This window comes from Brevundimonas sp. FV1ye4L, assembly GCF_058681255.1.
In genome coordinates, this window is record NZ_CM178734.1 from 2,818,056 (window position 1) to 2,830,463 (window position 12,408).

The 12,408-nt window shown below is 68.5% G+C and carries 11 protein-coding genes and 1 tRNA gene; 8 read left to right on the forward strand and 4 right to left on the reverse strand.

All coding sequences use genetic code 11. From position 1 onward, the window contains the following. Nucleotides 1-90 precede the first annotated feature (90 nt). The 6 genes from ACW17X_RS13565 to recA all read left to right on the forward strand — a co-directional run bounded on the left by ACW17X_RS13565 (nt 91) and on the right by recA (nt 6,006). Nucleotides 91-441, forward strand: coding sequence for a ribonuclease (locus ACW17X_RS13565; RefSeq protein ID WP_492088825.1), 351 nt, complete (start codon nt 91-93; stop codon nt 439-441). Between the two features lie 75 nt (nt 442-516). Further along, complete coding sequence (locus ACW17X_RS13570) at nt 517-1,020, forward strand: hypothetical protein (RefSeq protein WP_492098155.1); 504 nt, start codon at nt 517-519, stop codon at nt 1,018-1,020. Then, complete coding sequence (locus ACW17X_RS13575; protein ID WP_492098157.1) at nt 1,017-1,829, forward strand: phosphatase PAP2 family protein; 813 nt, start codon at nt 1,017-1,019, stop codon at nt 1,827-1,829. Before ACW17X_RS13570 ends, ACW17X_RS13575 begins: the two co-directional genes overlap by 4 nt. A gap of 1 nt (nt 1,830) precedes the next feature. Then, nucleotides 1,831-2,784: a right-handed parallel beta-helix repeat-containing protein gene (locus ACW17X_RS13580; protein ID WP_492098159.1), complete on the forward strand. Its 954-nt coding sequence runs from the start codon at nt 1,831-1,833 to the stop codon at nt 2,782-2,784. A gap of 69 nt (nt 2,785-2,853) precedes the next feature. Next, nucleotides 2,854-4,758: a M20/M25/M40 family metallo-hydrolase gene (locus ACW17X_RS13585; RefSeq protein ID WP_492098161.1), complete on the forward strand. Its 1,905-nt coding sequence runs from the start codon at nt 2,854-2,856 to the stop codon at nt 4,756-4,758. 168 nt (nt 4,759-4,926) lie between these two features. Further along, complete coding sequence (recA, locus tag ACW17X_RS13590) at nt 4,927-6,006, forward strand: recombinase RecA (RefSeq protein WP_008261712.1); 1,080 nt, start codon at nt 4,927-4,929, stop codon at nt 6,004-6,006. 353 nt (nt 6,007-6,359) lie between these two features. Here recA and ACW17X_RS13595 read toward each other — a convergent pair whose 3' ends face one another. From ACW17X_RS13595 to ACW17X_RS13610, 4 genes are all read right to left on the reverse strand, one after another. Next, on the reverse strand, nt 6,360-8,552 hold the full coding sequence (locus ACW17X_RS13595; RefSeq protein ID WP_492100470.1) for a 3-hydroxyacyl-CoA dehydrogenase NAD-binding domain-containing protein: 2,193 nt from the start codon (nt 8,550-8,552) through the stop codon (nt 6,360-6,362). Nucleotides 8,553-8,568: 16 nt separating this feature from the next. Then, nucleotides 8,569-9,774, reverse strand: a complete 1,206-nt coding sequence (locus tag ACW17X_RS13600) for an acetyl-CoA C-acetyltransferase (protein ID WP_492088831.1) — start codon at nt 9,772-9,774, stop codon at nt 8,569-8,571. Nucleotides 9,775-10,033: 259 nt separating this feature from the next. Next, nucleotides 10,034-10,255 carry a hypothetical protein gene (locus ACW17X_RS13605; protein WP_492098162.1) on the reverse strand — a complete coding sequence of 74 codons (222 nt, stop codon included), beginning with the start codon at nt 10,253-10,255 and terminating at the stop codon, nt 10,034-10,036. A 60-nt stretch (nt 10,256-10,315) separates the two neighbouring features. Beyond that, nucleotides 10,316-11,563, reverse strand: a complete 1,248-nt coding sequence (locus ACW17X_RS13610; protein ID WP_492098164.1) for a PQQ-dependent sugar dehydrogenase — start codon at nt 11,561-11,563, stop codon at nt 10,316-10,318. Between the two features lie 195 nt (nt 11,564-11,758). Between ACW17X_RS13610 and ACW17X_RS13615 the strand changes: the two genes are divergently transcribed. Together ACW17X_RS13615 and ACW17X_RS13620 are read left to right on the forward strand one after the other, a co-directional pair. Beyond that, nucleotides 11,759-11,835: transfer RNA gene (locus tag ACW17X_RS13615), tRNA-Met, on the forward strand. Nucleotides 11,836-12,099: 264 nt separating this feature from the next. Further along, the gene (locus ACW17X_RS13620; RefSeq protein ID WP_492098166.1) at nt 12,100-12,408 is read left to right on the forward strand and encodes a hypothetical protein; all 309 of its coding nucleotides are present in this window, start codon (nt 12,100-12,102) and stop codon (nt 12,406-12,408) included.

The window sequence follows — 12,408 nt, forward strand, 5'->3', positions numbered from 1 at the left end:
TCGGGAGTGATGATGCGGGATCAAGGGGCAGGGAACGGGAACCGCAACCGCGTCGGCGGCTTTCACATCGAGAAGAAAAAGGAGCGCGCGATGATGGACGCCAATTCCCCCGACCCGGCCGACGGCGAGGACGCCCGTGAGGCCGCCGACATGGGTGAGAAGCCGGATTTGGGCCACAGGGCCGACGCCCTGATCGAGGCCTTGGACGGAAGCGATTCGGGATCGGATACGCGGGCGGGCTCGCTACGCGGCGGTTCGGCCAGTGGTTCGGAAGATGATCCGGATTCCGACGCGATCAATGCACAACTGGCCGAGGAGGGGCGGGCGTCCGCCGATCCCGAGTCGCCGTCCGACGTCGGCCCCGACGCGGTCAAGGGGTCTGGGAAGGACTTCGAGACGTCCCGCGCCGATCCTGCAGAGGGCGCACGCGGCGCCGACTGAACGCGACGCCTTGCTGCCGCCGCATCCATGCGCCACGGTGGCGCCTTGACCATGGGTCCAAGGGACGATTCCCCGATGATACGCCGTATGGCGGCCTCGGCCGCCTTAGTTTGCCTTTGCCTTGCGGGTTGCGACGACCGGTCGAACGCCGAACAGACGCCGGATCAGGTCGCCGCCGTCGCACCGGTCGAGGCGCCCGAATCGGTTGCCGCTGCGGCCGAGGCGCCGACGCCGTCTGAACCGGTCGCCCTGATTCCTGCGGCGCCGGGCGCCCCTTCCTATGCGGCCCTCTACCCCGGCGCCGCCCTGGATCAACCCGCGACGACGGCGGACGGTCCGGACGGGCAAGGGGGGCTGGTGACCTTTACGACCGCCGCCTCGCCTGACGAGGTGGTGGGCTTCTATCGGGCGCGCGCCGAAGAGGCGGGCCTGACCTCGGTCATGGGCATGGACCAGGGCGACGCCCGCGCCTATGGCGCCGCCGGCGGCCAGGCGGGGGCGACCAATCTTCACGTGGTGGCCGCGCCAGGTGAAGGGGGCGAAACCTCGGTGCAGCTGAGCTGGAGCGCGGGCCAGTGAAACCGGTCGCCGCCCTGGGCGCGGCGACCTTGATTCTCTCCGTGGCGTCTGCGTGCGCCCCGGCCAATCGCCCTTCTTCTGCTCCGATCTTCATCGCTGTCGACCAAGGTTATCTGACGTCTGACGTGCTGGAAGGTCTGGCCCGGACGGCGCCTCCCGCGCCGGTCGCCGGTTCGGCCCAGGACACAGCCGACCGCGCGGTCTCCGCGCGGTTCGCAGCGCTCGAAGATTCAGACCGCTGGCTGATGGCCACCGCCCATGCCGAACTGCGGCCGCCCCTGGCCCTGCAGCATTTCGACTGCGCTCTCGGCGTGCGGCTGGGATCTGCCGAGACGCCGGTTCTGGATCGGATGGCGGCGCGGGCCTTTCATGACGCCCGGGCGGCGGCGACCCTGGCGAGCGCGCAGGGCCTGCGCGCCCGACCGGTAGCCGAGGATCCCGCCCGCCGCGCCTGCCAGACCCTGACCCCCGAGGCGCGACGCGGTTCGGCCTATCCCTCCATGGGCGCGACTGTGGGAACCGCATATGCCGAGGCCCTGGCCCGCATCGCGCCGGAACGGGCTGAAGCGGTGCGCCGGATCGGCCATGAGATCGGCGTCAGCCGTCTGGTCTGCGCCATGGACTATCCCAGCGACGTTGCGGCGGGCGAGGCCCTTGGGCGGGCGGTGGTCGCCGAGATCGCCGCGACCCCCGCCTTCCAGGCCGAGGTCGCCGCCGCGCGCGCCGAGATCGAGGCCGTGCGGGCGACGGGTCGGACCAACCCCGGCTGTGCGGCGGAACGCGCGGCCCTGGCGATTCCCCTGCCCTGAGATGGCGGCGGCTCTGATCCTGCTGGCCCTGCTTCAGGCCGATGAGCCCGCCGCGCGGCCCTGTACGGCGGAGGAGATCCGTGAACTGACCACGCCGTCAGACCAGGCCTATCGCCTGACCTGCCGCGCGAATCTTGCCGGCGTCGCGGTGCGGCGACGCGTTCTGATCGAGGGCGGCGAAGCCTCGGGCGCCGGGATCGATTGCGGCGGCGGCGTCATCCGGCCGGTGGGCAAGGCGACGACGCGGGCGCCCACAGTGGCGATCTGGTCGCGGCGCGACGGCGAGGGCTGGAGCCGTCCGGTTCAGGTCCATCTGCGACACTGCACCGTCGTCGGCAATGTCCGGATCTGGGGCATGGGGGCGGGCGGATCGATGCGCGATCTTCTGGCCTCGTCGCGCACGCCCGGCCATACCCAGGCGGTCCAGGCGGCGGCGCCGTCGGACGTCGTGCTGGAGCGGGTGCGGTTCGAGGGCGTGGGGACCATACCCCTCTATGTCGGGCCGGGCGTGACGCGCACCACGGTGGTCCGGTCGCGCTTCTCGGGCCGGTCGGAGTCGGTCGCCGTCTATCTGGACGCCGAGAGCGCCGGGGCTGTAATCCAGGACAACGACTTCTCCATCCGCACGGGGCGCGAGCAGATCGCCGTGGACGGATCGGGCGCCAATCGCATCCTCGGCAACCGCTTCGCCCTGGGCGGCCGGGGCGGGGTCTTCCTGTACCGCAACTGCGGCGAGGACGGGGTGATCCGGCACCAGACGCCGTCCTATAATCAGATTACGGACAATGTCTTTGCCGGCGCGAGCTGGCTGCGGCCCCGCACGGTGGTGGTCGGCGCGCGCGAAGGGAACCGGTCCTATTGCGGCGACGACGCCGGCTATCCGTTCGGGTCCAGCGCCGACGACCGCGACGGGGCGATCGGCAACCAGGTCGAACGAAACCGCACCCGGCCCTGACAGCACGCACTTGCGAAACGGCGCAGCCTCGGCCCTATTGGCGAGATGACGCCTCGGGGGATGCATCTAATGCGGCTGGCCTTGTTGTTGACGGCCCTGGCGGCGGCGCTGGGCCTGGCCGCGATTACGACTCAGACGCCCCGGCCCGCGCCGGCGAGCGCCCCTTCTGCGGATTTCTCGGCCGAACGCGCTATGGCGGATGTGCGGGTCATGGCGCGCTCGCCCCGCCCGGTCGGTTCGACCGATCACGCCCTGGTCCAGGCCTATCTGTACGGCCGAATGACGCAGCTGGGCCTGTCGCCGGCGCTTCAGGCCGGCGTCCTCTCGCCCGCAGCGGTGCAGCGGATCGAGGATCGGGGCGAGACGGTCGAGGGCCTGTCGGTGGTCAATCTGGTCGGCGTCCTGCCGGGTCGGAACCCCAGCCTGCCGCTGGTGGTGCTGATGGCCCATTACGACAGCGTGCCGGGTTCGCCGGGCGCGGCCGACGACGCCAGCGGCGTGGCCGCCGTGCTGGAGGCGGTGCGGGCGATCAAGGCGCGCGGGCCGGCCGAGCGGGGCTTGATCATCCTGCTGACCGATGGGGAGGAACTTAATCTGGACGGGGCGCGGGCCTTCTTCAGCGAACATCCGCTGCGTCACCGGGTCGGGGCGGTGGTGAACCTGGAGGCGAGGGGCGGCGGCGGGCGCGCCCTGATGTTCGAAACCGGCCCGGGCAACGCCCAGACCATCGACCTGTACGCCCAGGCGACCCGCCGGGCGCAGGGCGGGCCGTCCAGCAACGCCTTGGCCGTCTTCGTCTATCGGCTGATGCCGAACGGGACCGATTTCACCATCGCCGCCGACCGAGGCCTGGCGGGGGTCAATCTGGCCTTCATCGGCCGCCCGGCCCAGTACCATTCGCCCAGCTCGACCCCGGACGCCTTGGATCAGGGCAGTGTGCAGCATATCGGCGACCAGGCGTTGGAGACCGCCGACGCCCTGTTGCGGGCGCCGGTCCTGCCTCAGGCGACGCGGAACGCCGTCTATGCCGATGTCTTCGGCCTGGGGGTGCTGCGGCACGGACCGGACGCGGGCTGGGGGCTGCTGGGGCTAGGCTTTGTGCTGACCGGCTTCGCGGCCTGGGGCGCGCGCCACGCCACGGGCCTGACCTGGCGCCAGGGGATGAAGGGGTTCACCGGCGGGCTATGGCTGCTGAGTGCGGGCGTCGTGGTGGCTCAGGCCGCGCGAGTCCTAGCCGGGCCGGTCGGCGATCGGATCGACTCGTCAGAGATCTACTACATGATGCTGCGTCGCCTGCCTTGGATGGAGGCGGGGGCGGGCCTTGCCGTGCTGGGGGCGATGCTGGCCTTGATGGCGGGCCGAGCCCTAATCGGACGCCGGTTGCTGGCAGGCGTGACCACGGCGGCGGCCGTGCTGGCCACGGTCATGGGCGGCTTCAACCCTATGGTCCTGGCCGCGGCGGGCATCGCAGCGGCGCTGAGCCTGTGGCCCAACGGCGAGGACGAGACGGTCTGGGGCGGATGGCTGGGCGCAATCGTCCTGGTGCTGATCCTGGGGGTTCTGGTCCAAGCCTTTGCGCCCGAGGCGGCCCTGCTGTTCGTCTGGACCGGGTTGGCGGCCGCCTTTGCGGCCGCCCTGGCGGCGGTCATCGGCGCGCGGCTGGAGCGGTGGGCGGCCCTGGCGCCGGCCGCTGTGGCCACTGTGGTCGTCGGCGGCTGGCTGGCGGGACTGGGCCATTTCGTCTTTCTGGGCCTGGGCATGGACCAGCCGGGCGCGCTGGGCCTGATCGCCTTGCTGATCCTCGTCCTGGCCAGACCCCTGGCCCCGACGAGGCTGGATGCGGCCGGGACGCCGAACCTCGCAGTCCACACCCTCGCGGGTCTGGCGGCGGCTGTGTTGATCCTCGGCTGCGGCCTGTCCATGGCGGCCCGCCACGCCGAGCCGCCGTCAGCGGTCGAGATGACCGCGCCCTGACACGTCAAAATCGGACGTAGGTTTGGATGTTCTCATCTGTTCTCGATGAGAACATCTTGTGAACCAGAACAAACCGTGCACATAGTCGGCCTCACAAAAACGGGGGCGGGTCCATGGCGGGTCTCTCCCAAGCTTCTGACGGGAATCATGGCAAGGGAGACGAAGGCAATGGCACAGGCGGCTTTGAAACTGGTGGGCAAGGAAGACGGCGACAAGCAACGGGCCCTGGAGGCGGCGATCGCTCAGATTGATCGCGCCTTCGGCAAGGGTTCGGTGATGAAACTGGGCAAGGGCGGGGTCGCCGACGTGATCCCTTCGGTGTCCACCGGATCCCTGGGCCTGGATATGGCGCTGGGCATCGGCGGCCTGCCGCGCGGACGGGTGATCGAGGTCTTCGGTCCTGAATCCTCGGGCAAGACGACCCTGGCCCTGCATACGGTGGCCGAGGTTCAGAAGGCGGGCGGCACCGCCGCCTTCGTCGACGCCGAACACGCGCTGGACCCCGGCTATGCCCAAAAGCTGGGCGTGAACCTTGATGATCTGCTGGTGTCCCAGCCGGACACCGGCGAACAGGCCCTCGAGATCGTCGACACCCTGGTGCGCTCCGGCGCCGTGGACATCGTGGTCGTCGACTCCGTCGCCGCCCTTACGCCGCGCGCCGAGATCGAGGGCGAGATGGGCGACAGCCTGCCGGGCCTTCAGGCGCGTCTGATGAGCCAGGCGCTGCGCAAGCTGACCGCCTCCATCTCCAAGTCGAACTGCATCGTCCTGTTCATCAACCAGATCCGTCACAAGATCGGCGTCATGTACGGCTCGCCCGAGACGACGACGGGCGGCAATGCGCTGAAATTCTACGCCTCGGTGCGCCTGGACATCCGCCGCACCGGCGCGATCAAGAACCGCGACGAGGTCGTCGGCAACACCACCCGGGTCAAGGTGGTCAAGAACAAGGTCGCCCCGCCGTTCCGCGAGGTCATCTTCGACATCATGTACGGCGAGGGCATCTCCAAACTGGGCGAGATCATCGACCTGGGCGTCAAGGCCGGGGTGATCGAGAAGTCGGGCAGTTGGTTCAGCTATGATTCGACCCGGATCGGCCAGGGCCGAGAGAATGTGCGCGAGTTCCTGAAACAGAACCCGGACATCGCCGCCTCAATCGAAAAGGCCGTGCGCGCCTCGACCAGCAAGATCGCCGACGAACTGCTGGGTACGCCCGAGCCGGACGAAGGCCAGGATCTCGAAGGCTGACGACCGTCTCGCCTTCCTAGACACTCCGTCGCCCCAAGCGACCCGCCACCGACCCCGCGAGGGGCGGCGGAGCGACCCGTCCGACCTCGTGTCGGGCGGGTCTTTTTTGCTTTCGTCATTCCGGGCGCAGCGCAGCGAAGACCCGGAACCCAGCGGCGCCGAAGGCGAAATCCATCCGCCTCACCCTTGCTGGACACCGAGTCCGCGACAGGTTCGCGCTCTCGCGCGCCGCTGGGTTCCGGGTCTACGGGCCAAGCGGCCCTTCGCCCGGAATGACGAAAGAAGGGTGCGGCCAAACCAAAACGGGCGACCCGAAGGCCGCCCGTTCCGTCGTCTGACGATGTCGTCGCCGATCAGGCGGCGGCCTTCTCCGGGGCGAACTTGCCGTAGAAGGTCTCGTTCTTGGCGGCCATGTCGCGCAGCAGCTGCGGAACCTTGAACCGGTCGCCGTAGGTCGCGGCCAGACGGTCGGCGGTTTCCACGAACTGGGCCAGGCCGATGCCGTCGATCATGCTGATCGGGCCGCCGGTCCAGGGGGCGAAGCCCCAGCCCAGGATGGCGCCCAGGTCGGCCTCGCGCGGGTCGTCGATGACGCCCTCGGCCCAGCAGCGGGCGACCTCGACGGCCTGGCGATACAGCAGGCGCGTCTTCAGCTCGTCGATCTGGGCGAAGGCGGTCGCCTCCTCGGGCTTGTCGATGCCCTTGGTGGTCGGCGCCAGGTCGCTCAGTCCCTTCCAGATGGTCTTGGGCTTCTGGTCATAGTCGTAGAAGCCCTTGCCGTTCTTGCGGCCGAAGCGTCCGTCCTCGACCATCTTGGCGACGATGTCGGCGCCTTCCGACGGGACATATTTGTCGCCCAGGTCCAGCGCCGTCTGTTTGGCGATCTTGTAGGACAGGTCCAGGGCGACGTCGTCGTGCATCTCCAGCGGGCCGCGCGGCATGCCGGTCATCCGCCCGACATTGTCGATCAGGGCCGGGCCGTAACCCTCCTCCAGCATCGCCATGCCTTCCATCAGGAAGGTGGAGAAGCAGCGCGAGGTGTAGAAGCCGCGGCTGTCGTTGACGACGATCGGCGTCTTCTTGATCTTCAGCACATAGTCCAGCGCCTTGGCGATGGCGGCCTGACCCGTCTTCTCGCCCAGGATGATCTCGACCAGCATCATCTTGTCGACGGGCGAGAAGAAGTGGATGCCGATGAAGTCCTCGGGACGGACAGAGGCCTCGGCCAGGCCGGTGATCGGCAGGGTTGAGGTGTTGGAGCCGAACACGGCGCCTTCGACCAGTTGGGCCTCGGCGCGCTTGGTGACGTCGGCCTTGATCTCGCGGCTTTCGAACACGGCCTCGACCACCAGGTCCGAACCCTTGATGTGGTCATAGTCGGTGGTCGCGGTGACCAGGGCCAGGGTGGCGTCATACTTGTCCTGCGTCATCTGACCGCGCGACAGACGCTTTTTCAGCAGTTCCTCGACATGGGCCTTGCCCTTGTCGGCGGCTTCCTGGGTCTGGTCGATCAGCACCGTCTCGATGCCGGCCATGACCTGCACATAGGCGATGCCCGCGCCCATCATGCCGGCGCCGAGGACCGAGACCTTCTTCGGATCGGACTTGGGCACGTCGGCCGGACGCACGGCGCCCTTGTCCAGCTCCTGCTTGGACAGGAACAGGCTGCGGATCATGGCCTGGGCCTGAGGCGTCATCAGGGTCTTGATGAAATAGCGGGTCTCGATCCGCAGAGCCGCGTCCATCGGAAGCTGCGTACCCTCGTAGACGGCCTTCATCAGGTTCACCACGGCCGGATAGTTGCCGTAGGACTGTTTGCGCAACATGGCGTTGCCGACCATGAAGTTCTGGATGCCGGCCGGGTGGTAAGGACCGCCGCCGGGCAGTTTGAACGACTTGTCGTCCCACGGCTGGACGGCCTTGCCGCCGTTCTTGATCCAGGTCTTGGCGGCCTCGACCGACTGGCCCTTTTCAACCACTTCATGGACGATGCCGGCGCCCTTGGCGTCGTTGGGGCGGAAGGACTTGCCCTCGCTCATGGCCATCATGGCGTTCTGCACGCCGACCAGGCGGGTCAGGCGCTGGGTGCCGCCGCCGCCGGGGAAGAGGCCGACCTTGATCTCGGGCAGGCCCAGCTGGATCTTGTTGTCGTTCTCCACCACGCGATAGTGGCAGGCCAGGGTGAACTCCAGCCCGCCGCCCAGGGCCAGGCCGTTGATCGCCGCCGCCACCGGCTTGCCGCAGGTCTCCAGCGCGCGGAAGGCGCCGTTCAGCTTCCAGCCGGCGTCGAACGCCTTTTGCAGGTCGCCGCCGCCCGACAGCACGCCGCCGGCCATGTCGCCCAGGTCCGCGCCGGCGCAGAAGCCCGACGCCTTGCCCGAGGTGATGACCGCGCCCTTGATGGACTCGTCGGTCTTGATCCGTTCGACCAGTTCCGGGATCTCGGCCATGACCGCGCTGGTCAGGGTGTTCATCGAACGGCCGGGGACGTCGAAGGCGATGACGGCGATGCCGTCTGCGTCGATGTCGATCTTGAAGTTTTCCATAGTCATTCGCTCCGGATCAGACGCGTTCGATGACGGTGGCGGTGCCCATGCCGCCGCCGATGCACAGGGTGATCAGGGCGGTCGACTTGTTCGAGCGTTCCAGCTCGTCCAGGGCGATGCCGGTGATCATGGCGCCGGTGGCGCCCAGGGGGTGGCCCATCGAGATGCCGCCGCCGTTCACATTCATCTTGGCGTGGTCGATGTTCAGGGCCTGCATGTAGCGAAGCACGACGGCGGCGAAGGCCTCGTTCAGCTCCCACACGTCGATGTCGTCGGGCGTCATGCCCAGCTTGCCCAGCAGTTTGCGGGTCACATATTCCGGGCCGGTCAGCATGATCGACGGCTCCGAGCCGATCGAGGCGCCGCCCAGGATCTTGGCGCGCGGCTTCAGGCCCAGGGCCTGGCCGGCTTCCAGCGAACCGATCAGCACGCCGGCCGAACCATCGACGATGCCGGACGAATTGCCGGGGGTATGGACGTGGTTGACGCGCTCGACCTCGGGGTAGCGCTGGTTGATCACGCTGTCGAAGGCCATTTCGCCCATCATGGCGAAGGAGGGGTTCAGACCGCCCAGGGTCTGCATGTCCGTGTTCGGACGAATGGTCTCGTCACGGTCCAGAATGGTCAGGCCCAGCTGGTCCTTGACGCCGATCACCGACTTCTTGAACCGGCCCTCGGCCCAGGCCTGTGCGGCGCGCTTGTGGCTTTCGACCGAATAGGCGTCCACGTCGTCGCGGCTGAAGCCGTACTTGGTCGCGATCATGTCCGCGGACACGCCCTGCGGCACGAAATAGGTGGGGAAGGCCGACGACGGATCGGTCGGCCAGGCGCCCATGTCCGAGCCCATGGGCACGCGGCTCATGACCTCGACCCCGCCGCCGACGGCGAAGTCGGCCTCGCCGGACTTCACCTTGGCGGTGGCCATGTTCACGGCTTCCAGGCCCGAGGCGCAGAAGCGGTTGACCTGAACCCCCGCCGTATATTGCGACCAGCCGGCCGAGAGGACCGCCGTGCGGGCGATATCGGCGCCGAGTTCGCCCACGGGGGTGACGCAGCCCAGGATGACGTCGTCGACCTTGGAGGTGTCCAGGTCGTTGCGGTCGCGCAGGGCCTCCAGAACCTGGGTGGCCAGGCTGAGGCCGGTGATCTCGTGCAGCGAGCCGTCCTTCTTGCCCTTGCCGCGCGGGGTGCGAACGGCGTCGTAGATATAGGCGTCAGCCATGGGCGTGTGTCTCCATTTTGATCCCGGCGCTTGAGGTCCGCCGAATGGGCGAACGTCTCGCGACCTTGGGGGAAGGACGGGTCTAAGCTCGGACGTCAAGAACCCTACGTTTACGTCAACGTCAAGTAATAAGCCGCGTGAACGGCTGCGGCCACGAGGCCGCACAAATCCAGATGGTGACCGGTCGGAGGTCGCGCCAGCCATAAAAGCGCGCAAGGCGCCGGCCACGGCCGTTACGGTCGGGCCGGCTCCGGCCGTGTCAGCGCGGCGGAATGCGGGTGGCGCCGCCGGTGATGCGGCAGGCGTATTCGGTCTCGGGCCGGCCGCTTTGCAGACCGGTCGGGGTCAGAATGCCCTGACGCTCGGTGCAGCTCGCTTCAAGCCGCTTGAGGTCTTCCTGATAGGTGTTCGTCTGGCCGGTCGAGGCGCAGGCGGTCATCAGGGGTGCAGTCATCAGGGTGGCGACGAAGAGGGTGCGCATGGTGTCTCCTGTTTTCCGAAACGCCTCGGCGTTCCGGTCCTGCCCCCCGGCGCCGCCAGACTACTGCGCGACCGCCAGCCTGACCAGCTTGCCGTCGGCTTCATCGGTAATGGCCCAGACGGCGCCGTCCGGCCCCACCGCCACGTCGCGAATCCGCTCCCCCAGGTCGGTCAGCAGCCGCTCCTCGCCGACGACGCGGTCGTTTTCGATCACCAGTCGAGCGATGTGTTTCTCTCTCAGGCCGGCGACCAGCAGATCGCCGTCCCAGCCAGGGAACATGGCGCCCTGATAGAAGGTTGCTCCGCCCGGGGCGATCACCGGGTCCCAATAATAGACCGGCTGTTCCGTGCCGGGCGCCTGGGTATTGCCGCCTGTGATCTGACCGCCCGCATATTCGACGCCGTAAGCCGCGTCGGGCCAGCCGTAGTTCAGACCCGGCTTGTCCAGATTGACCTCGTCGCCGCCGCGCGTGCCGTGTTCGATGGTCCAGATCGCGCCCGTGCCGGGCTGGACGGCGATCCCCTGAGCGTTTCGGTGGCCCAGGCTCCAGATCTCGGGCAGGGCGCCGGCGCGGCCGACGAAGGGATTGTCCTGGGGGACCGAGCCGTCGGCGTTGATGCGGATGGTCTTGCCCATGTGCGAGCCCAAGTCCTGGGCCTGGGGCCGCATCGGCCGGTCGGAGCGTTCGCCCAGGGTGATGAACAGCTTGCCGTCCCGCGCGAACGCCAGGGCCGAGCCGAAATGCTTGTCGCCGTCATAGACGGGCAGGGCGCGGAAGATGACCTGGACGTTCTCCACCCGCGCCCCGTCGTCGGACAGGCGGCCCCGCGCGACCGAGGTGGCGTTGCCGCCCTCACGGGGCTCCGAATAGCTCCAGTAGATCAAGCGGTCCTGGGCGAAGCCGGGGCTGACGACGACGTCCAGCAGGCCGCCCTGGCCTCGCGCATCGACGCGGGGCAGGCCCTGGACCGGTTCGCCGATCTGGCCCTGGGCCGTGAGGATGCGCAGTCGGCCGGGCTTCTCCGTCACCAGCCAACGTCCGTCGGGCATCAGCGCCAGTCCCCACGGGAGCGACAGACCCGAGGCGACGACGCTGTGGCTCAGCGCCTGCTCGGTCTTCACGCCTGGAGCGCGGGTCTGGCCGGCGAAGGCGGGCTCTTGATCGGGGTTGTTGGCCGGCCGGGTCTCCAGAGGCGCGCCCGCCTGGCCCTCCGTTTGGCCCGAGGCCGGGGCGCTCTCGCCGCTGGCGCCGCAGGCGGCGGCGAGGACGAGCAGGGAGGTCGAGGCGGCGAGGATGATCAGGCGCATGGGGGTGACTCCGGTCGGGTCTGGACGTTCCGTCTGAACAGAAGCCTCAGGGTTAGCCTTCCCGCGAAACCCTGTCATGCGCCGCATCGCCGCACGATCTGCGTCGAGACGACTTGAACCGCGCGCCCGACGGCGATATAGGCACGCCTCTTTCGCGCTGGCCCCAGGCCTCGCGGACGCCCGGAGACGGGATGCGACTGGGTAGCTCAGATGGTTAGAGCGGTGGATTCATAACCCACAGGTCGGCGGTTCGATCCCGCCTCCAGTCACCACTTCCTTGAAATCATGTCGCTCGCAGCTCGACCGAAGTGAGTGCTGCCCGAGCCTCTTGGTGCGGCTGAGGTTGCTGCGACACATTCTGGATTTGGACGGAGCGAGCGCGGTGATGCTGGTGATCGCCCTGCCGCTCCTGCTCACCGCTGTCGTCTTGGCGGCCAACGGCCGATGATCCTCCAAGCCGGGAAGTATCCGTGTTCGCGCAACCGGCTTGGCCTTACTGCGTTCTGCGGCGGACAACCTCGACCCGGAGAAACCCCATGACCATCCGTACGAAGGCCCTGCTGGCCGCCGCCGCCGTTCTGTCACTGGGCACCGCCGCCTGCACCGAGACCGAGCAGGAAAGCACTGAGGCGCGCGCCGAGGCCGCCGCCGACAGCACCGCGGAGGCTGCGGCCCGAGCGGGGGAGGTCATCGAATCCGGCGCCATGAAGGCCGCTCAGGCTGTCGAAACCGGCGCCGGCAATGTCGCCGACGAGCTGGAGGAAAACCAGGCCGAAGCCGCCGCAGAGGGCAAACCCGGCGCGGTGAACCCGGAGACGGGCCGGCGCGTGCCGGCCGAAAACTGA